General features: G+C 71.3%; 22 protein-coding genes. 9 read left to right on the plus strand and 13 right to left on the minus strand.

From position 1 onward, the window contains the following. A partial coding sequence (locus tag GWK61_RS57035) for a hypothetical protein (RefSeq protein ID WP_228563171.1) occupies positions 1–509 on the plus strand: 509 nt, incomplete at its 5' end. 235 nt (positions 510–744) lie between these two features. Here GWK61_RS57035 and GWK61_RS29940 read toward each other — a convergent pair. The 3 genes from GWK61_RS29940 to GWK61_RS29950 all read right to left on the minus strand — a co-directional run bounded on the left by GWK61_RS29940 (position 745) and on the right by GWK61_RS29950 (position 2,230). Further along, positions 745–1,281, minus strand: a complete 537-nt coding sequence (locus tag GWK61_RS29940; protein ID WP_194914334.1) for an AMP-binding enzyme — start codon at positions 1,279–1,281, stop codon at positions 745–747. Continuing rightward, the gene (locus GWK61_RS29945; RefSeq protein WP_194914340.1) at positions 1,278–1,925 is read right to left on the minus strand and encodes an acetate uptake transporter; all 648 of its coding nucleotides are present in this window, start codon (positions 1,923–1,925) and stop codon (positions 1,278–1,280) included. The genes GWK61_RS29940 and GWK61_RS29945 overlap by 4 nt, the downstream gene beginning before the upstream one ends. Before the next feature lie 143 nt (positions 1,926–2,068). Then, on the minus strand, positions 2,069–2,230 hold the full coding sequence (locus GWK61_RS29950) for a hypothetical protein (RefSeq protein ID WP_228563172.1): 162 nt from the start codon (positions 2,228–2,230) through the stop codon (positions 2,069–2,071). Between the two features lie 245 nt (positions 2,231–2,475). Between GWK61_RS29950 and GWK61_RS29955 the strand changes: the two genes are divergently transcribed. After that, complete coding sequence (locus tag GWK61_RS29955; protein ID WP_228563173.1) at positions 2,476–3,192, plus strand: SRPBCC family protein; 717 nt, start codon at positions 2,476–2,478, stop codon at positions 3,190–3,192. 92 nt (positions 3,193–3,284) lie between these two features. On the opposite strand, the gene GWK61_RS29960 is transcribed toward GWK61_RS29955, so the two are convergent. Further along, positions 3,285–5,399, minus strand: a complete 2,115-nt coding sequence (locus GWK61_RS29960) for a S9 family peptidase (protein ID WP_228563174.1) — start codon at positions 5,397–5,399, stop codon at positions 3,285–3,287. A gap of 176 nt (positions 5,400–5,575) precedes the next feature. On the opposite strand from GWK61_RS29960, the gene GWK61_RS29965 reads away from it, so the two are divergent. After that, complete coding sequence (locus tag GWK61_RS29965; protein ID WP_194914342.1) at positions 5,576–6,910, plus strand: lipase family protein; 1,335 nt, start codon at positions 5,576–5,578, stop codon at positions 6,908–6,910. An 82-nt stretch (positions 6,911–6,992) separates the two neighbouring features. Here the strand turns inward: GWK61_RS29965 and GWK61_RS29970 are convergent, their stop codons facing one another. Next, a complete protein-coding gene (locus GWK61_RS29970) occupies positions 6,993–7,952 on the minus strand; it encodes a cytochrome c oxidase assembly protein (protein WP_194914344.1) in 960 nt (319 codons plus the stop codon). Between the two features lie 255 nt (positions 7,953–8,207). Here GWK61_RS29970 and GWK61_RS29975 point away from each other — a divergent pair, with 255 nt between their 5' ends. The 3 genes from GWK61_RS29975 to GWK61_RS29985 all read left to right on the plus strand — a co-directional run bounded on the left by GWK61_RS29975 (position 8,208) and on the right by GWK61_RS29985 (position 11,458). Then, entirely contained in the window at positions 8,208–8,882 is a 675-nt protein-coding gene (locus GWK61_RS29975; RefSeq protein ID WP_194914346.1) for a hypothetical protein, read from the plus strand. A 90-nt stretch (positions 8,883–8,972) separates the two neighbouring features. Then, a complete protein-coding gene (locus GWK61_RS29980; RefSeq protein ID WP_194914348.1) occupies positions 8,973–9,773 on the plus strand; it encodes a YcnI family copper-binding membrane protein in 801 nt (266 codons plus the stop codon). Continuing rightward, positions 9,770–11,458: a copper resistance CopC/CopD family protein gene (locus tag GWK61_RS29985; protein WP_194914350.1), complete on the plus strand. Its 1,689-nt coding sequence runs from the start codon at positions 9,770–9,772 to the stop codon at positions 11,456–11,458. Before GWK61_RS29980 ends, GWK61_RS29985 begins: the two co-directional genes overlap by 4 nt. Positions 11,459–11,490: 32 nt before the next feature. On the opposite strand, the gene GWK61_RS29990 is transcribed toward GWK61_RS29985, so the two are convergent. The 4 genes from GWK61_RS29990 to GWK61_RS30005 form a co-directional block, all read right to left on the minus strand. Next, positions 11,491–12,102 carry a DUF5134 domain-containing protein gene (locus GWK61_RS29990; RefSeq protein WP_194914358.1) on the minus strand — a complete coding sequence of 204 codons (612 nt, stop codon included), beginning with the start codon at positions 12,100–12,102 and terminating at the stop codon, positions 11,491–11,493. A 252-nt stretch (positions 12,103–12,354) separates the two neighbouring features. Next, positions 12,355–13,908, minus strand: a complete 1,554-nt coding sequence (locus GWK61_RS29995) for a hypothetical protein (protein WP_194914359.1) — start codon at positions 13,906–13,908, stop codon at positions 12,355–12,357. Next, positions 13,905–14,447, minus strand: coding sequence for a SigE family RNA polymerase sigma factor (locus tag GWK61_RS30000; protein ID WP_194914363.1), 543 nt, complete (start codon positions 14,445–14,447; stop codon positions 13,905–13,907). Before GWK61_RS30000 ends, GWK61_RS29995 begins: the two co-directional genes overlap by 4 nt. Positions 14,448–14,574: 127 nt before the next feature. Beyond that, the gene (locus GWK61_RS30005; RefSeq protein ID WP_194914365.1) at positions 14,575–15,318 is read right to left on the minus strand and encodes a Clp protease N-terminal domain-containing protein; all 744 of its coding nucleotides are present in this window, start codon (positions 15,316–15,318) and stop codon (positions 14,575–14,577) included. A gap of 66 nt (positions 15,319–15,384) precedes the next feature. On the opposite strand from GWK61_RS30005, the gene GWK61_RS30010 reads away from it, so the two are divergent. Continuing rightward, on the plus strand, positions 15,385–16,845 hold the full coding sequence (locus tag GWK61_RS30010; RefSeq protein WP_194914367.1) for a serine hydrolase domain-containing protein: 1,461 nt from the start codon (positions 15,385–15,387) through the stop codon (positions 16,843–16,845). An 80-nt stretch (positions 16,846–16,925) separates the two neighbouring features. Next, the gene (locus GWK61_RS30015) at positions 16,926–17,975 is read left to right on the plus strand and encodes a serine hydrolase domain-containing protein (RefSeq protein ID WP_194914369.1); all 1,050 of its coding nucleotides are present in this window, start codon (positions 16,926–16,928) and stop codon (positions 17,973–17,975) included. Positions 17,976–17,980: 5 nt separating this feature from the next. Here GWK61_RS30015 and GWK61_RS30020 read toward each other — a convergent pair whose 3' ends face one another. The 3 genes from GWK61_RS30020 to GWK61_RS30030 all read right to left on the minus strand — a co-directional run bounded on the left by GWK61_RS30020 (position 17,981) and on the right by GWK61_RS30030 (position 20,563). Then, complete coding sequence (locus tag GWK61_RS30020) at positions 17,981–18,352, minus strand: hypothetical protein (protein WP_194914371.1); 372 nt, start codon at positions 18,350–18,352, stop codon at positions 17,981–17,983. A gap of 127 nt (positions 18,353–18,479) precedes the next feature. Beyond that, entirely contained in the window at positions 18,480–19,154 is a 675-nt protein-coding gene (locus tag GWK61_RS30025; RefSeq protein WP_194914373.1) for a response regulator, read from the minus strand. Then, complete coding sequence (locus GWK61_RS30030) at positions 19,151–20,563, minus strand: sensor histidine kinase (RefSeq protein ID WP_194914374.1); 1,413 nt, start codon at positions 20,561–20,563, stop codon at positions 19,151–19,153. The genes GWK61_RS30025 and GWK61_RS30030 overlap by 4 nt, the downstream gene beginning before the upstream one ends. Before the next feature lie 134 nt (positions 20,564–20,697). Here GWK61_RS30030 and GWK61_RS30035 point away from each other — a divergent pair, with 134 nt between their 5' ends. Then, a complete protein-coding gene (locus GWK61_RS30035) occupies positions 20,698–22,845 on the plus strand; it encodes an MMPL family transporter (protein ID WP_194914380.1) in 2,148 nt (715 codons plus the stop codon). A 24-nt stretch (positions 22,846–22,869) separates the two neighbouring features. Here GWK61_RS30035 and GWK61_RS30040 read toward each other — a convergent pair whose 3' ends face one another. Beyond that, positions 22,870–23,196 carry an antibiotic biosynthesis monooxygenase family protein gene (locus GWK61_RS30040; RefSeq protein WP_194914388.1) on the minus strand — a complete coding sequence of 109 codons (327 nt, stop codon included), beginning with the start codon at positions 23,194–23,196 and terminating at the stop codon, positions 22,870–22,872. Between the last annotated feature and the right edge of the window lie 40 nt (positions 23,197–23,236).

Raw genomic sequence — 23,236 nt, forward strand, 5'->3', positions numbered from 1 at the left:
AGCTGAACGTGGTGACGACGTCCCCGCTGGCGGACGCCGGCGGCGAGCTGATCGACTACAGCGCGAAGGGCAACTTCCGGACGCTGGGCGCACGCTTCGCGAAGCGGACGCCGCTGGTCGCCGCCGCCGGATTCGGCGCGGCGGGAGGTGCTTGCGGTGCAGGCTGCTGCCAGGCATTCGGCGCGGGGTACTGCGGCGCGGGTGCGGCGGGAGCTGCCGGATATTGGGGCGCGGCGGGCGGCTGTTGCCAGGCCGGGTTCGGGGCCGCTGGGGGTGCTTGCGGTGCGGGCTGCTGCCAGGCGTTTGGCGCGGCGGGAGGCGCGGGGTACTGCGGCGCGGCGGGTGGCTGTTGCCAGGAGTTTGGCGCGGCTGGCGGTGCCGGGTACTGGGGCGCGGGTTGCTGCCAGGTGTTCGGGGCGGCGGGAGGCGCTGGATATTGCGGCGCGGCGGGCTGCTGCCAGGCGTTCGGTGCGGCCGGAAGCGCGGGATATTGCGGCGCCGGCGGATAAGGCTGCTGATAGCCCTGCTGATTCCCGGCCTGGTACTGGTTCACCGGGCGCGCGGGATACGGCGGCGCGTCGTTCTGCGGCTGCCACTGTGGTGCGGGCTGGCCGTATTGCTGCGGCTCGGGTTGGTTCATGCGTCCCCCATGGCTACGGATACCGGTGGCCGGCTCGTGCCCGCGCGAGTTCGGCCTGCTGTCGGTGTTGCGTGCCAAGGGTAGAGCGCGGCGTGGGGGACCGGTCACTCGCTCTGGCCGAATGCCCTGATCTCCTCGATCTGTTCCCGCGTCAGCTTCGTCGGGGTCTCGCCGCGTTCCAGCTTCGCGGCCTGCACTTGGCGTTGGATTCCCTCGACGATCTCTGGGTTGGCCAGGCCTGTGGTGTCGCCGACGTCTGTGAAGTTGGAGATGCCTGCCAGGACGCAGCGCGCGATCCCGCCGGAGTGAGTCTTTGGCAGGTCGGCGACGATCCACACGTTCTTCGGCATGGCGATGCGGTGGATCTCGCGCTCGATTGCGCTGCGATTGCTCCCGGGCCTCGGCACGACGTACACCTCGACCAAACGCCCGCGTAGCTCGTCGTGCACCGGGACGGCCGCAGCCTCCGCGACTCCCGCCACTGTCAGTGCCGCCGACTCCAGCTGCTCGGGGGAGGCGGCAGGGTCCTTCTTCGTCCACACGCGCACCCGTACCCGGACCCGCGCGCGCGGTGCGGGACGGACCGCTCCCGCGGCCCGTCCCGGTGTCCGCAGTCCGCGCGCGGCGGCCCGACCGCTCATCGCGGCCAGGTCGGCAGCACCGTCTTGCCGTGCGTGGCGTTCACCACCGCGGCGGACGAGGCGTACCAGGCGACGGCCGCCGTGACGATGCCGAACCAGCCGCCGACCTTGGTCATCGCGTCCGGTGCCGGGTCGTTCATGAAGGCGCCGATCGCCAGGAACAGGAAGGTGAGGGTCAGCAGCACGAACACGCCGAGCACGGCGAGGTTCGTCTTCAGCGCCGCGAGCGTCATGTACGCGGTGAAGATGCACCACGCCAGCAGGTACAGCCCGACCGCCTGGTGGATGTCGGTGGCGGGCCCGGTGGAGAGCTTGTTCAGCGCCCAGAAGCTCAGCCAGAACGCGCCGAAGGAGGCGAACGCGGTCGCACCGAAGGTGTTGCCGCGCTTGTACTCCCACATCCCGGCCAGCAGCTGTGTGGCGCCGCCGTAGAACAGGGCCAACGCCAGGACGACGTTCACCGCCCCGCTCTCCTTGATGATGTTCGCGTTCACGAAGCTGAGCACGAACGTGGTCATGGCGAAGCCGGCGAGTCCGAGAGGGGCGGGATCGGCGATGCCGGAGCCGGAGGACGCCGGGGGTGTCGGTGTCGGTGTCGGTGGCGTCGGTGGCGCCGCCGGGCCGGTGGAGGTCGTCTCGCTCATTTCGCGACTCCTTCCCGCGGAGGAAAGGGCAGACATTTCCGCTCAGATAAGGATAGAACGGTTGCGCACGAAAGAGTAGAGCGGAGCGCGGCGGCAGGGGCTGGAGAGGCTGGTATGGCACTGAGCCGACCGGTAGGCGACGGCTACGCGCTGACGCGCTCCTCGACGATCCACGCCCGAGTGGCCGAACGGTCCAGGAAACGCGCCTCGTCCTCGGCGACGCCGGAACCCTCGGCGACACCGGAACCCTCGGCCAGGACGAGTGCCAGCCTGGCGCGGCGCGCGGCCTCGTCGGCGAACTTCATCCGCGTCACGATGTCGAAGTCGGCGGGGAAGCCGCGCTCGTCGGTCGCGGGGAGGTAGTCGCGCGTCGGAGCCAGGATGTGATCACGGCTGACATTCTGGCGGCCTTGCGGCGTCGGCGCATGGCGACCAGTTAGAACCTCTCACTCTTTCTATTGACTCTCACTATATTGGCGTTATAGCTTCTAACTACAGCGACATCAGCTAACTGACGCGCTGAAGCAGCCGCCGAGCAAGGAGCCACGCCATGACCGCCGCCGACATTGCCGCCACTACCACTGCCGACACGACTGCCGACACCGCTCGCACCCGCCGTCGTCCGACCCGGCTGCGCACCGCGCTGCTCGCCCTCCCGTTGGCCGCCACCGCGCTGCTCGGCGGCCTGGCCGCGCCCGCACAGGCCGCCAGCACCCAAACCGCCACGGCCCAAACCGCCACCACGCAGCGCCCGCTGACCTGCCAGGGGCAGGGCATCGACCCGACCGCCCAGCTGCACTACCAGACGCAGATCTTCATCAAGGCGCCGCTGAGCACCGTCTGGCGCGTGCACACCGACGTCGCGGCGTGGCCGCAGTGGCAGCGCGCGGTGAGCAGCATGAAGCCCCTGACGCCGGGCGCGCTGCACCCGGGATCGCAGTTCCGCTGGACCACGCCGGCCCCGGCCACCGCCTCCACGCCCGCGACGACCCTGGTCATCACCTCCACGGTGCAGAACGTCCGGCCGGGCCAGTGCATCCGCTGGATGGGCCCGGCGATCGGCGACGGACTGCGCATCGACCGCGGCACGCACGTCTGGAACTTCATCAAGGTCCCCGGCGGCGTGATCGTGCGCACCGAGGAGAGCTGGACCGGCGCGCAGATCGAGGCCGACCCGGCCACCGCGATCCGTTACCTGGCGCCGGGACTGGACGAGTGGCTGGCCGACCTCAAGGCGCGCGCCGAGGCCCAGACCTGCCAGCACTGAATGTCACACGCCGCAAACCACAGAAACCGAGTCGGCCCGCGTCGTACGGACGCGGGCCGACTCAATGTCCTTCATCGTTCTTCATCGCCGCACTACAGCAACCCGGGCTGCTCCCACGCCTCGCCCAGCACATGCTCGGCCAGGAACGCCCGCACCGTCTCGTACCAGAGCTTTGATTCCTGCGGCCGCAGAATCCAGTGGTTCTCGTCGGGGAAGTACAGCAGCTTCGCCTCCTTGCCCCGCCGCTGCAGGTCCTGCCACTGCCACAGCGCGTTCGCCACCGGCACCCGGTAGTCGTTGTTGCCGTGGGTGATCAGTATCGGAGTGCTGACATTGTCCGCGTACAGGTGCGGCGACCAGCGCAGGCTGTGCTCCGGCCGCAGCATGACGTCGCCGTACGCCTGCCGGAAGAACCACGGGACGTCGGAAACCGTGCGCAGCTGCGCGTTCCAGACGCCGGCGTGCGAGATCAGGGCCTTGAAACGGTCGGTCTGCGTCGCGATCCAGTTGGTCAGGTAGCCGCCGAACGAGCCGCCCAGGGCCGCCGTGCGCGTGCCGTCGATGTCCGGACGTTCCAGGACGGCATCGGTGGCGGCCATGATGTCGTGGAACGGGATTCCGCTGCCCTCGCCCTTGCCGCGGTTGATGAAGTCCTGGCCGTAGCCCGTGGACAGCGAATAGTCCGGCAGCAGGACGGCGTAGCCGCGCTGCACCATCACCCACGGGTTGGCGCGCCAGCTCCACGAGTTGCTGCTCATCAGCGGGCCGCCGTGGATCCACACGATCAGCGGCGACGCGCCGTCGGCGCGGTCCGGCAGGACCAGGCGGGAGTGGATGACGGTGCCGTCCTCGGCGGTCGCCGTCACCTCCTCGACCCTGCCCGGCAGCTCCACGCTGTCCCCGGGCGCCGACAGCAGGAACGGTTCCTGGTCCACGGCGGACGTGTCCAGGCGGACCGGCCGCGGAGTCGCGTCGGTCGCGCTGCGGAGCGCGAAGAGAGTGCGGCCGTCGGGGGTGACGTGCAGGCTGCTGTACGCGGCGCGGTCGCCGGCGAGCCGGGTGACCTCGCCGCTCGCGATGTCCACCTTGAAGACCGGCGAGCGGCCCAGCTGGTCGGCGGTGAAGTAGAGGGCTGATGAATCCGGTGCCCAGAGCAGGCCCTGCGGCCACAGATCCAGGTCCTCGGCCAGCGGTTTGCCGGTGCTGGTGCCGACGGCGGCCTCGACGCCCGCGGTGCTCTCGGCGCCCGAGCCGCTGGCGCTTTCGCCCAGCGGCTGGAGGTAGATGGTGGGCTTGCCGGTCGCGTCGAACGTGTCGGCCGGCGTGCGCAGATACGCGACGGTGGCGTCGTCCGGAGAGATGGCCGGATGGCCGTGTTCGTACCCTGCGTCACCGGCGAACAGCGTCGTGGTCGCGGTGGCGACGTCGAGCAGCCGGAGCTCGGCGACGTGCTCGCTTCCCGGGAGCGTCGTCACGAGGCCGTAGACGATCTTCGACCCGTCGGAGGTGACCGCGAACGAGTCCACGACCGGCCCGAGGTCCCCGGTCACGTCGCGGAGCTCCACCTGTCCGTCCGGGCCGGGGGCGTCGGCGACGAAAAACCGGGTGCCATCAGGGCCCAGCTGCGTGTCCCACTCGCGGATCCGGGCCTCGGTGTGCAGGATCGCGGTGACGTTCGCGTCCTTGCGCGCCTTGCGGCGGGCCGCGTCGTCGGCGAGGTCCTTCGCCTCCGGCATGACCCGCGCCGTGAGCACGATGCGGCCGGTCTCCCGCGCGATCGCGACGCTGCCGATCCCGGCCGGCGGTGCGGCCAGCAGCCGGGCTTCGCCGCCGCGCGCCGGAAGCAGCCACAGGCCCTGGCCGTCGCCGGCGTCGTCGCCGTCCTTCGCATCGGGGTCGGCGCGTTTGGCGGCGAACAGAAGTGAGCCGTCGGGGAGGAGCGCCGGGGACGATTCGCCCGCCGCCGAGCGCGTGAGTCGGAACGGCGCGCCGCCGTCGCGGTCGACGTCCCAGATCGAGGAGACGTACTTCTTGCCGTCCGGGGACAGGTTCTGCACACCGACCACGAGCCGGCTGCCGTCGGGGGACAGCGCCAGGCTGCCGACCCGGGGGATCTCGATGAACTTCGCGAGGTCTTCGAAGGGGCTCTCGTCGTCGGCCCGCTGCGCGGCTTCGGGTTCCGTGGTCTGCTCAGTCATTCCCGTCATTCCCGTCACAGTAGTTCCGGGCGGAGGTCTGGGGCATTCGGCGGTGCGGCGTGGCGGCACGATCGCCGGGCGACCGTGCGGTGAACTGCTTGTTTCCAGGTCTGTACACCGGTATTACCCGTTGGTAACTTACTCCGAGTCAGGTCTGTGACCCACTTCACCCGCCAAGGAGTGTCATGCGCAGAAGACCCGTCCGACGTTTCGCCGCCACCACAGCCGTGGTGGCCCTTGCAGCTGCCGGAATCGGTACGGCCACGGCCACGGCGTCCTCGGCCGCCGCGTCCGACTCGTTCTACAGCTACAGCGGTTCGGCGCCGTTGGCGTCGTACGCTCCGGGCACCGTCCTGAATACGCGGACGTTGCAGTATCACGTCGTCGGCATCCCGACGCCGGTCACCGCGATCCAGATCCTGTTCCGCACCACCGACGCGCAGGGCCGGCCGAGCGCTGGCGTGACGTCGGTGATCCGCAGCATCACCGGCGACAGCGGCAAGGCCGTGTCGTACCAGTCGTTCTACGACTCGCTGAACCCGGCGGACAGCCCGTCGCGGGCCATCGCCGGCGATCTGACGCTCGGCGGCGTCATCCCCAACGCCGAGGCGCTGTTCGTCGCGCCGCTGGTGCTCCAGGGCTACAACGTCGTCATCCCGGACACCGAGGGCCAGACCGCTGATTTCGCGGCCGGACCGGAGTACGGCACCACGACGCTGGACTCGATCCGCGCGGCCACCAGCAGCGAGGCCGGGACCGGCATGAACGCGGGCACCAAGTTCGGGCTGGAGGGCTACTCCGGCGGCGCGATCGCGACCGGCTGGGCCGCGGCGCTCGCCCCGTCGTACGCGCCCGAGGTCAACCAGAACCTGGTCGGCTTCGCGGAGGGCGGCCTGCTGGTCGACCCGGCGCACAACCTGAAGTACGTCGCGGGCTCGCTGGTGTGGTCCGGCGTCATCCCGATGGCGATCATCGGCGTCGCGCGTTCGTACGGGATCGACTTCAGCAAGTACCTGACGCCGTACGGCATGCAGGTCTACAACCAGCTGCAGCAGGGCTCGATCGTGAACGCGCTGGGGCGCTACCCGGGGCTGACCTGGCAGCAGATGGCCAAGCCGCAGTACGCGAATCCGGACTCGGTGCCGGAGTTCGTCGCCGCGGTGAACAAGATCAACCTCGGCTCCGTCGGCACCCCGACCATCCCGGGCTACATCGCCCAGGGCGACGGCGGTGTGTTGGAGGGCACGTTCTCCAGCCCGCAGGGCATCGGCACCGGCGACGGCGTGATGGTCGCCGGCGACGTGCGCGCACTGGCGCGCCAGTACTGCGCGACCGGCGACGGCGCGATCAAGTACGACCAGTTCGACCTGCTGAGCCACACCGGTACGACTGTGCCCTGGGCGCCGCTGGCGCTGGTGTGGTTGAACGACCGCTTCGCGGGCTCGACGGCACCTTCGGACTGCGGGTGGATCGGCGCGGGGAACTCTCTGGCGCCGGAGCAGACGGTGCCGGCTTCTTGAGCGGTGGCGGACTGTTGGTGAGGCTGCATCCCGCGGGCTGGTGAGTTCGCGGGATACAGCTGCTCAAGCAGCGCGAGCGTCCTCAAGACCTGCCCTGATTCAGCCCCGCCAGATACTGGTTGTAGGCCGTCAGCTCGGCGTCGTTGTCCCGGTCCGCAGCCCGGTCCTGCCGCACGGCTGCCCGCGTGTCGGCCCGCCGCCACTGCATGAACAGCACCAGCAGCACCAGCACGCTCGGGATCTCCGAGAACGCCCACGCGATCGCGCCCGCCGCGTGTTCGTCGGACAGCGGCGTGCCCGACCACGTGGCCGGGTGGTGCGTGAACACCGTGGTGGTCAGCGAGCTCTCCATCATCACCGCGATGCCGAAGAACGCGTGGAACGGCATGCCGCCGAACAGCTCCAGGATGCCCAGCACCGGGTTCGGCCGGCGCGGGCCGGGGTCGACGCCGAGGATCGGGTAGAAGAACAGCAGCCCGACGCCGAGGAAGTGGACCAGCATCAGGTCATGGGTCCACCAGGTGCTCATCAGCGTCGTGAACAGCGACGTGAAGTAGAGGCCGTAGAGGCTGCCGACGAACAGCGGCAGGGTGAACCACGGTGCCGTGATCACCTTCACCGCGCGCGAGTGCAGGACGTGCACCAGCACCTCGCGTGCGCCGAGGCGGCCGTGGGGCGCGGCGGGCAGGCTGCGCAGCGTGAGGGTGATCGGCGCCCCGAGCAGGAGCAGGACCGGGCTCACCATCGACAGCACCATGTGCTGGACCATGTGGATGCTCATCAGCTGCATGCCGTAGCCGCCGATGCCGGTGGCGGTCACCTCGACGATGGTGGCGATGCCGAGCAGGAACGCCAGCGTGCGGCCCGGCTGCCAGCGGTCGCCGCGCCGGTGCAGGCGCCACACGCCGAGCACGTACAGCAGCCCCAGCAGCAGGCACGCGGCGGGCAGCACCGGGATCGGCTGCGGATGCCACGCCAGCAGCCTGCCGAGCGTGACCGGAGCCTCGGGCATCCAGCCGGGGCCGCTCATCCCGTCGCCCATGGGCGTGCTCCTTGTGCTCCTCGTGACTGGCCGGTGACCCGGGGAGTGGCGGCGGTTCGGTCGTCGGCGGCCCGGTTCGGCCCCATGGTCCCACACCCCGGATCGATCTCTGCGGGCGGTGTTGTCCGTCGCTGCGGAGGTTGTCACAGAAGCACGCCATAAAAGGGCACTGTTCCGCCTCGCCGCGCCGGTTCGGCCGGCGCCCGGCGGGGCACTGGAGACGGTGTGGGGATCCGGTGCGATGATGTGTGCGCCATGGAGCTCCGGAGTCTCGCCCCGAACGCGCGGGCCGTCGTTTTCGCGACGGTCTGCACCTTTTTGGCGGTGGCGGCGCACCGGTTGATGTCGACGACGGGCATCCCGTTCGCCGCCGAAGCCTTCGGCGCGGTGGCGGTGTTCTGTTTCGCACGGATCGCCGCGGCGCTCGGGGAGCGCGGGCTGGCCTCGATCGGACTGCTGGTCGGCGGCTCGCAGATCGGGCTGCACCTGCTGTTCCAGGCCGTGCAGGACTCGGCCGGCCACGCGGCGTCGGTGGCGGCGCCGGAATCCATGCCTGGTATGAGCGATATGCCGGGAATGGCCGGCACGGTATCCGGAGTAGCCGCACACGGCTCGATGTCCGGGATGGCTTCCGGCATGACCGGCGGCATGACCTCCGGGATGACGATCGCCCACATCCTCGCCGCCGCAGTGACGGCCTGGTGGCTCCGCCGCGGCGAGGCCGCACTCTTCGCGGTCGTCGAGCGGGCCCGCGCCGTCCTGGGCGCGTCGTGGCGATTGGTCGCGTGCTGGCTGCTCGGGACGCGGCCGGTTCGTTCGGCGCCGCGAGCAATGCGCGCTGTCGGCTTCGACATACAACGCCCGGCCGTAGTGCGGGCATTGCAGTTCACGGTGATCAGGAGAGGCCCGCCGACGGCGGTCTGTCAGTAGCCCTCACCTGCACGAGCGGGTGACATCGGCGTGCCCCGCGGCCCGCCGACGTTCTGACCTTCCTTTCCGTCATCACCTGGAGGCTTCACCATGTCCAAGCTCCTTCGCGGATCGGCGCTGGCCGGCGCCGTGCTCACCGTGCTGGCGATCGCCGGCCCGGCCTCCGCGCACGTCACCATCGGACCGGTCACCACAGCCAAGGGCGGTAGCGACGTCGAGCTGACCTTCCGCGTCCCCAACGAGGAGGCGCAGGCGAACACCACCCAGGTCGAGGTCGACTTCCCGACCGACAAGCCGATCACCGGCGTGCTGCCCGAGCCGACGCCGGGCTGGACCGTCAAGGTCGACAACCTCACGCTCACCACTCCGATCAAGACCGACGACGGCACCGTCACCCAGGTCGTGCAGCGGATCACCTGGAGCGGCGGCCAGCTCGCGCCCGGCCAGTACCAGGGGTTCAAGGTGATGCTCGGCAGCCTGCCGGACAACGCGGACAGCCTCACGTTCAAGGCCCTGCAGACCTACTCCAACGGCGACGTCGTCCGCTGGATCGACGTCCGGCAGCCCGGCCAGCCCGAGCCCGACCACCCGGCGCCGGTCCTCACGCTGACGGCGGCCGCCCCGGACGGAAGCTCGTCGCCGGCATCGTCGCCGTCGTCGCCGAGTTCGCAGACGACCGCGACCGCCACAGTGTCCGCGCCGCCGTCCTCGGCCGGCGCGACCACGACTGGCAACAGCACGACTGGCAACACCACGACCGCCGCCAAGACCAGCGACTCCACGGCCCGCGGCCTCGGAATCGCCGGCATCGTGGTCGGTGTGCTGGGCCTGGGGGCGGGCGCGTTCGGGATCAGCGCGGCTCGGCGTAAGGGAGCCGGGACGACCGAATGATGCGTCGTCTCGCGTATGTGGCCGCGTTGGTCCTCACGGTGCTCGTCGCCGTGGCGCCCAACGCGTCCGCGCACGCCACCGTGGTCTCGACGTCCCCGGGCGACGGACAGGTGGTCGCCACCGCGCCGGGCGTGGTCTCGGTGCGCTTCGACGAGCCGGTCCAGATGCAGTTCGGGGCGCTGCGGGTGTTCTCGCCGTCCGGGGCCCGCGTGGACGAGGGCAGCCCGACGCATCCGGCGGGGCACTCGGACACCGTCGAGGTGGCGCTGGCCTCGAACCTGGGCCGGGGCACCTACACCGTGGCCTGGCACGTGATCTCGGCGGACTCGCATCCGGTGTCCGGCGCGTTCACGTTCAGCGTCGGGGCCTCGTCGGCGACCTCGGTGTCCCAGGACACGTTGAACGCCGCGGGGAGCAAGACGGTCGGCGTCCTGTACGGCATCGCCCGAGGCGTCGCCTTCGGCGGCTTCGCGCTGGTCGTGGGCGCGACCGGGTTCCTGCTCTGCTGCTGGCCGGCGGGAGCCGGCTCGCGGCGCGTACGGACCATGATCGGCGTGGGCTGGGCGGCCCTGGTGGTCGCCACCCTCGCCGTGCTCGGGTTGCAGGGTCCTTATGATGGCGGCTTCGGGCTGGGCCGGGTCTTCGACACGGCCGTGCTGCGGACCACCATCGGCACCCGGCTCGGCACGGCGCTGGCGGTCCGGCTGGTACTGCTCGGCGCGGTCGGCACCGCTCTGGCGACGCTGCTGCCCAAGATCGAGCAGGCGTCGGCTCGCATGCGGATTGTGGCCACCGCCGTCGGCGTGGCGTTGGCTGCCGGGCTGGCGGCGACGTGGGCCGCCGCCGACCATGCCGGCGTCGGCTCGCAGGTCGCGCTGGCGCTGCCGCTCGACATCGTGCACGTGACGGCGATGGGGATCTGGCTCGGCGGCCTGGTCGTGGTGGTCACCGCCCTGCTGCGTCCGAGAGATTCGGGCGGTCCCGACGTCGCGGTGATGGCCGGGGCCGTGCGGCGGTTCTCGACCATCGCGCTGTGCTGCATCGGGGTGCTGGTCGCGAGCGGCACGTACCAGGCGTGGCGCCAGGTCGGGACGCTGGGGGCGCTGACCGGCACGGTCTACGGCAGGCTGCTGCTGATCAAGCTGCTCGGCGTCGGGCTGCTGATCGCCCTGGGCTACCTGGCCCGGGTCTGGATCGCGCACTACCTGGCCGGCGCGGCACGTCCCGACGAGGTGGCCGTCCGCCAGCTGCGGCGCTCGACCGGCCTGGAGGTCGTGCTCGCCGCCGGGGTGCTGGGCATCACGGCGATGCTGGTGAACGCTCCGCCGGCGCGCACCGCGTTCGAGGCGCCGGTCTCGACGACGGTCGCCTTCGACACCGGCGGCCCCGGCGGCAAGGGCAGCGTGCAGATCTTCGTCTCACCGGCGAAGGCGGGCAGCGACCTCGTGCACATCGAGGTGGTCAATCCGTCCGGCGAGCCGGAGGTCGTGCCGGAGCTGACGGCGACCATGTCGTTGCCCGCGCGGCAGCTCGGGCCGCTGCCGATGGACCTGAGCGGCGGCGGGACCTCGCACTACTACGGGAACGTGACGATCCCGCTGGCGGGGCAGTGGCAGCTGGCGGTGGTCGTGCGGACCAGTGACATCGACGAGACGACGGTCACGGTTCCGGTCACCATCCGCTGAGACCCCGGCGGCGGTGGTCGGGCGTCCGGGCGTCAGCTTCCTGCGATGCCGACCATCGCCGCCATCGCCACCGTCATCAGCAGCGCCCCGAGATGCGGCACCGTGACCAGCATCTGCGGAGGCCTGGCGGTGGCGCCGGCGCTGTCCCCGGTGGTGGCCCCGGCGTCGGAGCCAGCAACAGTGCCGTGCCGGTGGCGCGCGTCGATCAGCCGTCGGCCGTGCACGAGCGCGCACGCCGCGAGCACCGCCGCGACGCCGAGCGGTACCCAGGTCGGCGGATGCGTGGGGTCGGCGAGCATGTAGGCCATGGCGCCCAGGCCGGCGCTGATCGCAGCGTTCTGGCAGCGGTGCTGCGCGGCGCTTCGCCGGAGCGTGAGCGTTGTGCGGCCGAGGTAGGCGACGGCCAGAACCGCGTAGCCCGCGGCGGCGGCGTGCAACGTCCCGACGGACACCCCCGGGAACACCATGAGCGTCATGCCGACACCCATCACCGCGTGTCCGGCGTCCGTCGGCCGGTCCGCGTCGGGCAGCCGCGTCGGCGACAGCAGGCGCAGCACGTGCACGACCGTCGCGCTCCAGAACAAGGCGATCTCGGCCAGCGCCAGCAACGCTGACCCGCCGTTGGTGCCCGAGCCCATGTCCATACCCGGCATCCCCCACCCAGACAATCCCTCGGCCCGAGACTTCGCCACACAGAGCCTTCCCGAGCCGCGCCGGGATAGTCCATAGCGAATGCGGCGAAATCGGCGAATGCTTTGCGATCGGCGGGCAAAGCGGCGGCGTCGTCGAGCATGCTGGGGATGCCGGGGGATGGCAGGGCCCGGACCGTCCGACTCGACGATCCGGGCCCGCCTTTCGCGCGCAGCCGCCCTATTTGGTCGTGATCATGCGCGCACTCAGTTCTTGAGCCGCGCGGCGATCCTGGTGGCCAGGTCCACGAACCAGGCCTTGTCCGCCTGGGTGAAGGCGTGCTGGTTCTGGGCCGAGGCCGACACGTCCACCCGCATGATGTCGTCGCCGAACCGGATGAAGATCGTCGCCCGGTCCTGGCCGTACCAGTTCTCGATGAACGCGTCGTCCCCGGTCCCGGCGGGCACCGGCGACATCGTGTCGAGGCTGAAGTGGTAGGCGGCCGTGTCGCAGCCGCCGGTCCCGTGCCGGCGCAGGTCGTCCATCCAGTGCGGGCCGGAGCCGGCTCCCATGATGTCCACCGCGACGGTTGCGTCGGCCTGGATGCCGCTGGGTGTGGTTCCGGCGTAGCCAAGGATCGGCTGCTTGCTGGCCACGGCGTGCTGTTCGTTGACGCAGCCGTCCTCCACCGCCAGCGTGGCGGTCGAGCCGTGGGATCCCGCCGGGTCGGCCTTCCAGCCCGGGCCGAAGCTGAATGGCTGGAGCGGGGTGTTCGATGGGGCGGTAACCGGCACCGGTGTCATGGGCGGTGTCAGGCCGGCGTCGGACAGCGCGGCCACCAGCTTGTCGGCGGTGACCGGGTTCCCGGAAAGGAGGCGCTTGGGATCGGGCTGGGGCGGCACCGTCGACCCGCCCGGGGTCGGCCTCTCCAGGATGTCGGCGTAGTTGTGCCACTCCATCACCACTTCGCCGCCGGTGCCGGGGAACTTGCGGGCGACGTCGGTGACGACGTAGGGGCCGTAGGACTTGGTCGAACTGAGCAGGGTCGAACCGTCGGGCAGCGTCGATTTCGTGCACGGGCTCCACTGGGCCGCGTCCATCCAGCCGTCGCCCGAGGTCTTGACGGGGTGCAGCAGGTCCGTGTTGGTGTCGCCGTCCGTGACGCAGGTCGCCTGGCCCGCTGGTTTTTCCTTGGCGGAGTCCACATACGACACGAGCAGCATGCCGGTCGGGGCCGTCGACTTGACGGGCTGCAGTGCCGACGCCGGCAACCCGCTCTCCGTCCACAGGACGGTGGCCTTCAGTTCGGCCATGTCCTGCGCCATCGGGTCGGTGTCCGGCACCAGCCGGACGCGGTCGGCGATCGGCGTCGTCTTGGCGATGTGCTCAAGGGTGGGATCCAGCGTGCTCAGCAGCCGCATGGTGTCGTGCGCCGTCGTGGCCGAGACGGCGATGTAGTAGTTCTTGAAGAAGCCGGCGGCGGAACCCTTGCCGTCCTTGGTGGAGAAGCCGTCGAAGCTCGCGTAGTCGAGGACCTTGGCAGGGTCCGCTGCCGCCGCCGCGGTCTTCGTCGGGGACGCGACGCTGGTGCCGGGAGTCGGCTCGGGCGTCCTGCGGTCCGCGCCGCCGGCCACGCCGATCCCGACGGCGGCCACCGCCGCCGCGGTGGCGAGCACGCTCCCGGACGCCGCCAGGGCCCTGACGCGGTTCCGGCGCTGTCCGGTGCGCATCATCTCGGTGTGGTCGGCGACCCAGGCCGGCTCCTCGCCCTGCCGCGAACGCTCGAACAGCTCGCGCGCCCATTCCGGGTCGGTGTTCATGAGCCCCCCTTGATCGCTGTGACGTCGTCGAAGACCGCGGCGTCGGAGGTTCTGAGACCACCGACCACAGTGCGCAGCGCGGCCAGCCCGCGCGCGGTCTGGCTCTTCACGGTGCCGGTCGAGCAGCCGAGCACCCGGGCCGTCTCCTCGACGTCCAGGTCTTCCCAGTAGCGCAGGACCAGCACGGCCCGCTGGCCCGGCGAGATCCGCCGCAGCGCGCCGACCAGCAGGTCGCGGTCGTCCGAGGGGACGGCGGAGCCGTCCGGGACGTCCGGCGGGGCGGAGGTCGGCCACTCCCGGCGGAACCAGCCGCGCCGCTTCTCGTCGATGCAGGCGTGAAGCAGGGTCTTGCGAAGATAGGCGTCCAGGTTGTCGCCGCGGTTCACCTTGCCCCACGCGCAGTAGAGCTTGACGAACGTCGTCTGGACCAGGTCCTCGGCCTGGTGCCAGTCGCCGCACATCAGGTACGCCGTGCGTCTGAGCGTGTGCGAGCGCCCGGCCACCAGCTCGCCGAACTCCTTCTCGTCGGGTCCGCGCATCCGTTCCGCCCCTCATCCCGTTGGTGTGCTGCGGGTCGTGCCGTGGTGGTGTCGTGGTCCTGTCGTGTTCTGACCACCCACTCCACGGATGCCGGGCGTGTCCGGTTGTCGCCGGGGCCGAAAACTTCTATCGGCGACGCAGATACTCGTCGATCACCGCCTGCACCGCTTCGCGGGCCCGGTCGTAGGTGACGCCGCGGTCCGCGAGCAGTCGCGCGGCGGGGTCGTCGGGCGTGTGGGCGAGCGCGAGCAGCAGGTGTTCGGTGCCGATGTAGTTGTGGTTCAGCTTCAGGGCCTGGACGAGCGCGGTCTCCAGCAGCCGGCGGGCCGGAGTGCCGAGGGGCGTTGACACCAGGCGCGGGGGTGCGGCTGCCTGCACTCCTTGCAGGGCATTGCGAATCCCGGCTGTGTCGACCTCCAGACGCTCCAACGCCTGGACGGCCAGGGTGTCGTCGTCGAGCATCGCGAGCAGCACGTGTCCGGGCTCGACGACGCCGCTTCCGAGCCGGGTGGCGTGCTGTTCGGCGCGGACGAGCGCGGCCCGGGTGCGGTCGGTGAGGCGGTCGAGAGCGCCGGTCGCGATGAGGTCGCCGACGGTCAGCTGGAACCGGGCCGGCGCGTACCGCTGTTGCGCCGCCTGCCGGCTGATGCCCAGGTGGCCGCCGATGTCGGCCCAGGAGTTCCCGCGGGCTCGGGCCTGCTCGACGTAGTAGCCGACCAGGCGGGCGCCGAGGGCTGTGAGCTCGTCGGCGATCTCCTCGGCGGCGGCGAGGCGGCGCAGGTCGCCGGGCTCGCTGTCGCCGCGGTCGACGTCGGCGGTGCGGGCGTCCAGCTCGGCGATCAGGGAGGAGAGGTCGGGCAGCTCAGGCACCCGGCTTATTCTTGCAGTCAACCATCTCCTTGACGAGTAGGAGAGTGTCAACTAAAACATTGACACGTGAACGTAACGCACTTGGCCGAAGCCCTCGACGCCCTCGTCCCGGAGATCCTCACGCTGTGCAAGGCCCCCGGCATGTCCGTCGCCCTCGGGGTGGACGGCGAGGTCGTCTGGGCCCAGGGCTACGGGTACGCCGACCTGGCCACCGGCCGTCCGATGATGCCCACGACCGTCGGCCCCACCGGGTCCGACGCGAAGCCCTACACCGCGACCGCGGCCCTGCAGCTCGTCGATCGAGGGCTGGTCGGGCTCGACGATCCGGTCAACGACCACCTCGGCGATCTGCGCGTCACCAACCCCCACGGGCAGCGCGAGATAACCCTGCGGGATCTGCTGATCCACCGCAGCGGGCTCGGTTCGGATCTCGGCTTCTGCGATCTGGTGCCGCCGCCAGTGTTGGGGGACCTGCTCAAGAAGATCCTCGCCGAGGGGCGGACGGACGCCTACCAGGGCAGCCTGCTGCCGCTGTGGGCGACGCCGGTCGGAGCGCACTACCAGTACAGCAACGTCGGCATCGGGTTGGTCGGCTACCTGGTCGAGCGGCTGAACCCGGACGGCGTGTCGTTCTCCGAGTGGGTGCGGCGCCATGTGTTCACGCCGCTGGCCATGACCTCGACCTGCTTCCCGCCGGCGCAGCACCCCGACCACGTCCCCGCCGACCTGCTCGCCCGCCGCTCGACCGGCTACGCCACGCTCGACGGCTTCCAGTTCCGGCTGCCGCAGATCCATGCCGGCGTCTATCCGGCGGGGACCGCGCTGACCACGCCGTCCGACCATGCGCGGTTCCTGCTGGCGATGGCTGCCGGGGGACGGCTCGGAGATGTCAGGATCCTGAGGCCCGAGACCGCGGCGGCGATGGTGAGCCCGCAGGCCGGTCGCGGTCCCGATCCCGAGAGCGCGGTCGGGTTCGTCTGGAACGTCTTCCAGCACGGCAGCCCCGGGTACCACGTCGGCCACGGCGGCGAGTACATGTGGGGCTGGAACCAGGTCTCCCGGTTCTGGCCGGAGCGGCGGATCGCGGTGACGGCCTCGGTCAACCAGTGGGACCTCGGCGACCAGGGGTCGTCGGAGCGTCCCAGCCATCTGGCCGGGCGGCTGCTGCTGGGGGTGGTCGGCGCGTGGGTGGAGGGCGCGGATCCGAGGCCGCTGCGTACCCCGGCCGCTGCGCGGAGCCACGTGGCCGGGCTGCTCGTCGGCGACCGGCTCACGACCCGGATCGGCGTCCGCGTCGGGCCGGCGGACCTTGACGTGAGGGGCATCGTCGAGGGGAGCGTCGTGGCCGAGGGCACGCCGTGGGACCCCGAGGCGTTCGGCGCGGCGGTGCGGGACGTGGCCGCGACTGACGGTACGATCACCGGGCTGCTGACGCTGACCCGGCGGCAGATGCCGGGACATCACCTGGACTTGGTGAAGCGGCAACTCGGCGTTCCGTTCCTGGGGAGTGCCGTCGCGGGTAAATAGCCTGACAGCCGCGTGATGACGAGGCTCGGAGGCGCGCCCGATTAGGCTCGGGTGTCACTGGCGAACGGAAGCGGAGCCCGATGGACAGTCTTGCCACGAGGATCGGCGATCTCGTCGAGGGCGGTGTCGGGCGACGGGTCTTCCCCGGCGCGGTGTGGGCCGTCGGCGGCCCGGACGGGGTGCTGGCGCGGGGTGCGACGGGGCTGCTCGACCCGCAGGACGCGGCGCGGCCGATGCGTGCGGACACGTTGTTCGACCTCGCGAGCCTGACGAAGGTCATCGCGGTCTGGGCCGCCGTCGGGACGCTGTGGGAGAACGAGCAGATCGACCTCGACGACCCGCTGGCCAAGCACCTCCCGGACGCGGCCGGGTTCCCGCTGGGCGCCGTCACGATCCGCCAGTTCCTGACCCACACGTCCGGGGTCCCGCTGCGCTCGAACCTGCGCGCGTCGTACGGGACGGACCCGGAGGCGGTGCGGCTCGGCGTGCTGCGGGAGGCGATGCGCCGGCCGGCCGGCGAGGCCGTCGAGTACACGGACCGGTCGGCGCTGATCCTGGGGTTCCTGGTCGAGCAGCTGGCGGACCGGCGCTTAGACGAGGTCGCCCGCGACGCGGTCTGGACGCCGCTCGCCATGTCGGCGACGCGCTACGGGCCGGTCCCGCACGAGCTCGTCGCGCAGTGCGCACCGACCGAGTTCGACGAGGAGGCCGGCGCGCACGTCCGCGGCTCGGTGCACGACTTCTCGGGCCGGCTGCTCGGGGTGTGCGGCATCTCCGGGACCTTCTCGCACGCCACGGACCTGGGACGCTTCCTGCAGTACCTGCTCAACCCCGAGGCGGCCGCCGGCACGGTCGGCTTCGGCCAGCGCTGGATCCGGGAATCGCTACGCCTGCACACCTACGCCCTGGACCCGGCGCGCGGCCTGTTCTGGCAGCCCTCACCGAAGACCACGAGCGGCGAGGAGGACATCTGGCTGCACTACGGCTTCACCGGCACCGGCATGTGGGTGTCGCGGGAGCGTGGGCGCTGGGCGGTCCTGCTGACGAACAAGGTGTACTACAGCCGCGATCGCGGGCCGATCTCCGAGGTGCGGAACGAGTTCCGGCGGCTGGTCTTCAACGGGAGCTGAGGGCTTTACTTGCCCCCGATGGAGTTCGTGGCAAGGGAAAACGCGGTCCACGCAGCGCCACACAGGAACAACGCTGTGAGGAAGAGGAACACGAGCACCGCAGGCGGGATTCGATCACGATGAGACGTCTGCCCTGTCGGAAACGCAGCCGCGGCCCAACCCCCGCACAGCGCGAAGAAGCCGAGGAGTACCAGGAAGTAGACGGCCACCGCTGCCATACCTTGCTGCGGTCCCGCGCCGTGCGAGTTCTGGATGCTCGCGGTGACCAGGCTTGTCACGCCGATGGCAAGGAACGCGACGGTCGCCGCCGAAGGTACCGCCCACCAGCGTGGCGCCCGCGGGTAGTCAGCGACCGGCGATGAGTTTCCGAGGAACATCAGACCCCTCCCACGCTTCGACCGTCAGCACAGACGGTACCGCCGCCGCGCGGCCAATGACCCGGATCTGTCGGCACGGCACCACCGGTTGCCTCGTCGGGCTGCGCCAGCCCACCCGCGGCGCACCTCACAAAGCCGTCGCCCCCGGCACCACCAGTCCGGTCTCGTAGGCCGTCACCACCAGCTGTGCCCGGTCCCGCGCGCCGAGCTTCGTCAGCAGCCTGCTGACATGCGTCTTCGCGGTCAGCGGCGACAGGTGCAGCGCGGCGGCGATCTCGTCGTTGGACAGACCGGTGCCGACCAGCGCGAGCACTTCGCGCTCGCGCTGCGTGATCGCGGCCAGGGGGTCGGCGGTCGGTGCCGGGCGGGTGCGGGGGCGGCTCACCACGTCGGCTATCAGACGGCGGGTGACGCTGGGGGACAGCAGGGCGTCGCCTCGGGCCACGACGCGGATGGCCTGGAGCAGTTCGCCGGGGTCGGTGTCCTTGAGCAGGAAGCCGGAGGCGCCGCCGCGCAGGGCGTCGTAGATGTACTCGTCGGCCTCGAAGGTGGTCAGGATCAGGACCTTGATGCCCGCCAGATCCTCGTCGGCGCTGATGCGGCGGGTCGCCTCCAGACCGTCGACGCCGGGCATGCGGATGTCCATCAGCACGACGTCCGCGCGGGTCTCGGCGGCCAGCCGCACGGCCTGCGCGCCGTCCGTGGCCTCGGCCGCGACCTCCATGTCGGCGGCGGAGTCGATCAGCATCCGCAGACCCACGCGGATCAGCGCCTGGTCGTCGGCCAGCAGCACGCGGATCATGCGGTCTCCTTCCCCAGGGGCAGCCGGGCCCGGACCAGGAAGCCGCCGACCGGGCCCGGGTGGGCCTGCAGCGTGCCGCCGGTGGCCAGGGCGCGCTCGCGCATGCCGATCAGGCCGTGGCCGCTTCCGTGGAGGGTGTCGCTGCCGGTGCTTTCGGTGCTGGTGCTGGTGCCGGTCGCCGTGCCGGTTCCGGTGCCGATTCCGATCCCGCTCCCGGCACCGGCGCCGCGACCGTCGTCGGTGACGCGGATGTCCAGATCCTCGTCACCGTAACGGATCCGCACCGTCGCGGTCGCCGGCCCGGCGTGCCGCAGGGTGTTGGTCAGCGACTCCTGCACGATGCGATACGCGGCCAGTTCCACGGCGGCCGGCAGCCGGCGGCGCTCGCCGGTGATCTCGACGGTGACCGGGAGCCCCGAGGCGCGGACCGTGTCGAGCAGCGCCGGCAGGCCGTCCAGGTCGGGCGTCGGGGCGGTCGGCGCCGCCGGCTCGGCGTCGTCGACCTGGCGCAGGACGGCCAGGATCGCCCGCAGCTCGCGCAGGCCGTTCTTGCTCGCGTCGCGGATCGCGCCGAGCGCGGCGGCGACCGGCTCGGGGAGATCGGGGGAGTCGCGGGAGACGTGGACCGCCACCCCGGCCTGGAGGTTGATCGTCGACATGGTGTGCGCGACGACGTCGTGCAGTTCCCGGGCTATGCGCAGGCGTTCGGCGTCGACGCGGCGCCGGGCCTCCTCCTCGCGGCTGCGCTCGGCGTCCTCGGCGCGCTGCCGGATCGCGTCCACATACGCACGCTGATTCGCCACCGCGAGCCCGGCGAAGAAGGCGACGGCCACCTCGCCGGGGATGAGGAAGAAAGACCCGCCGACCGCGCCGAACGGATTCCCGGCCGCGCTGACGGCCGCCAGCGTGACGAAGGTGACGCCGGTGGCGATCAGCGCCTCGCGGACGAAGCGGACGCCACCCGGCCTGGTCGGCTGCCACGCGGTCGCCACGACGGTGTACAGCGCGCACATCGGGTTGAGCAGCGCGGCGCCGTTCTCGTAGCCGAGGGCCGTGTACGTCAGGGTGCAGACAAGCGTCGCGATCAAGGTGGGGACCGGTCGGCGGTAGCGCCAGAACAGCGCTATGGAGCCGGCGGCGACCAGCAGGTAAGCGGGCCACGGGGCGACGGCCGACGCGGGGAAGGGGTCGTGGGTCGGATGCGACTCGCCGATCGAGCCCAGGACGGTCAGCGTGAGCAGGACGGCCACGTACAGCAGGTCCGCGAAGAGCGGGAACCGCCGTCTCTGCAACGTCATGTAGACGAACATGGCCACGGCCGCAGCATAGGCGCTGGTCGGCGCCGGGACATCGGCTTGCGGGAGGCCCGGGACGTACTGCTGGAGCAGTACGCGCCCGGCAGTACACATCCTGCGGAGGACCCGGGATACGGCGCCGGCAGACCATGGATTCGCATCTCCAGCCGGACGTTCCCGGGCCCGCCCGAAGCCAGACTCCGGAAGCGGTAACCGAAGGCGCCCCGCGCCCGATCCGAGGAGTCATGATGCGCGGCATCACCACGCTCGTCCTGCGTCACAAGCTGGTCGTGGCCCTGTGCTGGCTGGCGATGGCCGTCGCCGGCCTCGCCACCCTGGGCTCGACCGTGAACCGGCTGACGACCGACTTCGCGCTGCCCGGGCAGCCCGGATACGTCGCCGACCAGAAGATCAGCGCCCTGTATCACGACGGCGGCGACACGCTGCCGGCGCTGTTGACCGTGACCGTGCCACCGGAGGTGGAGACAAGCGCTGTATCCCAACAGGCACACCAGATCTTCGCCGCCGTGGCCGCCGTCGTCCCGAACACCCGGCTCGCGGACGCGCAGACCACCGGCGACCCGAAGTTCACCACCGCCGACGGCCGGACCACGTTCGCGTTCCTGTTCGCGCCGCCGGAGAAGGGCTTCGGCACCGATACGACGACACCGCGGCTCAGGGCGGCCGCGTCGGGAGCCGCGCCGGCGGGCTGGCAGATCGGCGTGACCGGGGCCACCCAGCTGGCGTCGGGCAACGGATCCAGCAAGGGCAACGGCGTGCTGGTCGAGGTGCTGCTGGGTTCGCTCGGCGCGCTGGCGGTGCTGGCGTACGTGTTCGGCAGCCTGCTGGCGTTCCTGCCGCTGCTGATGGCCGGCGTGGCGATCCCGAGCACCTTCCTGCTGATCAACGGCCTGAGCCGGATCACGTCGGTGAGTTCGCTGGTGGAGTTCCTGGTCGCGCTGATCGGGCTCGGCGTGGCGATCGACTACTCGCTGCTGGTGGTGACGCGGTGGCGGGAGGAGCGGGACAACGGGGCCGACAACGACAGCGCGGTCGAGCTTGCGATGCAGCACGCGGGGCGCGCGGTGGTGTTCTCCGGGCTGACGGTGGCGGTCAGCTTGCTGGCGATGCTGGTCGTGCCGGTCCCGGTGCTGCGGAACATGGCTGTCGCAGGGTTCTTCATCCCGCTGGTGTCGATCGGCGTGGCGGTGACGCTGCTGCCGGTGCTGCTGGCCGCCGTCGGATCGCGCATCGACCGGCCGCGCTGGCGGCGGGAGACACACGCGAGCCGGCCGTGGAGCGCGTGGGCGCGGTTCGTGCTGCGGCATCGGAAGAGTGCCGCGGTGGTCGGGGCCGGGGTGCTGGTGGCGCTGGTGGTGCCGCTGACCTCGATGCGGTTGGGGGAGCCGCCGTCGGCCGCGTCGGCGCAGCGCGGTGCGGCGCACGACGTGCTGGTCCGGCTGACCGACGGCGGGGTGCCGTCCGGGGCGCTGGCGCCGATCGAGGTGCTGACCACGCCGGACGCCGCCGGGTCGGTGGCCGCGCGGATGGCTTCGGTGCCGGGCGTGTACACGGCTTTCGCGGCCTCGTCGTTCCGGGCCGGTGGGACCGCGATCGTGGACGTGGTGACGGTGCACGAGCCGTCGACGACCGCGGGCAACGCCGAGATCTCGGCGGTCCAGGACGCGGCGCGGCCGCTGCCCGGCGTGCTCGGGGTCGGCGGCTCCGGCCCGACGCAGAACGACTTCATCCACGCGGTCTACGGCAGCTTCCCGTTGATGCTCACGGTGATCTCGCTGCTGACCCTGGTGCTGTTGACCCGCGCGTTCCGGTCGCTGGTGCTGGCGGCGAAGGCGGTGCTGTTCAACCTGCTGTCGGTCGGCGCGGCCTACGGCGTGATGGTGCTGGTCTGGCAGGACGGCCGCGGCAGCCACGCGCTGTGGGGCGTCCCGGCGACCGGCTCGGTGACGGTGTGGGTGCCGATCATGGTGTTCGCGTTCCTGTTCGGGCTGTCGATGGACTACGAGGTCTTCATCCTCACCCGCATGCGCGAGGAGTACGACGCCACCGGCGACACCGACCGCGCGGTGGTCACCGGCATCGGCCGCACGGGACGGCTGGTGACGAGCGCGGCGCTGATCCTGTTCCTGTCGTTCCTGTCGATGTCGACGACCCCGACGGTGGACGTGAAGGTCCTGGCGACCGGCCTCGGCGCGGGCATCCTGCTGGACGCCGTGGTCGTGCGGGCACTGCTGGTCCCGGCCCTGGTCGGCGTCCTGGGCCGGTGGAACTGGTGGCTGCCGGGCTGGGCTGCGCCGCTGTTGCGGGTCGCGCCGTCGCCGGTGGCGCCGGCGGAGCGGGAGCGGGCTGCGGCGGGAGCGGTGGCCGCCGGCTGATCGCGCGCTGGGCCCGGCGTCAGGTCACGCCGGGCCCAGCAGCGCGCCGCCTTTCCCGCTGACGTCCGTGGTCTCTGTCACGAACGTCTCCTTGACGCCGAGGATGTACGGCATCAGCTCGGCGAGCAGCGGCGTGAGGTGTTCGCCGTCGCGGACGCCGCCGATCTGGTCGGAGTCGGAGGTCCATTCGATGCGCAGGGCGTAGGTGTCCGGGGCGGCGACGGAGCGGGAGAGCTCGTAGGCGAGGCACTGCCGGTTGCGGCGCAGTAGTTCGGTGAGGCTGGCGAAGGCGCCCTCGAAGGGCTCGGCGCCGTCCGGCGGGATGTGGATGCGGACCGTTTCGATGTACATGCGCTCTGATCCCCTGCCCGAGTGCGGGGGCGGCCCCGGT

Source organism: Catenulispora rubra, assembly GCF_015356825.1.
In the GTDB taxonomy this organism is placed as follows: Bacteria; Actinomycetota; Actinomycetes; order Streptomycetales; family Catenulisporaceae; genus Catenulispora; species Catenulispora rubra.

Coding starts and splice junctions, on each gene's coding strand:
- GWK61_RS29940 (WP_194914334.1), bottom strand. CDS start 1,281: ATGAGCGGTCGGGCCGCCGCGCGCGGACTGCGGACACCGGGACGGGCC.
- GWK61_RS29995 (WP_194914359.1), bottom strand. CDS start 13,908: ATGAACACCGACCCGGAATGGGCGCGCGAGCTGTTCGAGCGTTCGCGG.
- GWK61_RS30030 (WP_194914374.1), bottom strand. CDS start 20,563: ATGTGTACTGCCGGGCGCGTACTGCTCCAGCAGTACGTCCCGGGCCTC.
- GWK61_RS30035 (WP_194914380.1), top strand. CDS start 20,698: ATGCGCGGCATCACCACGCTCGTCCTGCGTCACAAGCTGGTCGTGGCC.
- GWK61_RS30020 (WP_194914371.1), bottom strand. CDS start 18,352: ATGTTCCTCGGAAACTCATCGCCGGTCGCTGACTACCCGCGGGCGCCA.
- GWK61_RS29985 (WP_194914350.1), top strand. CDS start 9,770: ATGATGCGTCGTCTCGCGTATGTGGCCGCGTTGGTCCTCACGGTGCTC.
- GWK61_RS29990 (WP_194914358.1), bottom strand. CDS start 12,102: ATGGACATGGGCTCGGGCACCAACGGCGGGTCAGCGTTGCTGGCGCTG.
- GWK61_RS30025 (WP_194914373.1), bottom strand. CDS start 19,154: ATGATCCGCGTGCTGCTGGCCGACGACCAGGCGCTGATCCGCGTGGGT.
- GWK61_RS29950 (WP_228563172.1), bottom strand. CDS start 2,230: ATGAAGTTCGCCGACGAGGCCGCGCGCCGCGCCAGGCTGGCACTCGTC.
- GWK61_RS30015 (WP_194914369.1), top strand. CDS start 16,926: ATGGACAGTCTTGCCACGAGGATCGGCGATCTCGTCGAGGGCGGTGTC.
- GWK61_RS30000 (WP_194914363.1), bottom strand. CDS start 14,447: ATGCGCGGACCCGACGAGAAGGAGTTCGGCGAGCTGGTGGCCGGGCGC.
- GWK61_RS29975 (WP_194914346.1), top strand. CDS start 8,208: ATGGAGCTCCGGAGTCTCGCCCCGAACGCGCGGGCCGTCGTTTTCGCG.
- GWK61_RS29970 (WP_194914344.1), bottom strand. CDS start 7,952: ATGGGCGACGGGATGAGCGGCCCCGGCTGGATGCCCGAGGCTCCGGTC.
- GWK61_RS29955 (WP_228563173.1), top strand. CDS start 2,476: ATGACCGCCGCCGACATTGCCGCCACTACCACTGCCGACACGACTGCC.
- GWK61_RS30040 (WP_194914388.1), bottom strand. CDS start 23,196: ATGTACATCGAAACGGTCCGCATCCACATCCCGCCGGACGGCGCCGAG.
- GWK61_RS29945 (WP_194914340.1), bottom strand. CDS start 1,925: ATGAGCGAGACGACCTCCACCGGCCCGGCGGCGCCACCGACGCCACCG.
- GWK61_RS29965 (WP_194914342.1), top strand. CDS start 5,576: ATGCGCAGAAGACCCGTCCGACGTTTCGCCGCCACCACAGCCGTGGTG.
- GWK61_RS29980 (WP_194914348.1), top strand. CDS start 8,973: ATGTCCAAGCTCCTTCGCGGATCGGCGCTGGCCGGCGCCGTGCTCACC.
- GWK61_RS29960 (WP_228563174.1), bottom strand. CDS start 5,399: ATGACGGGAATGACTGAGCAGACCACGGAACCCGAAGCCGCGCAGCGG.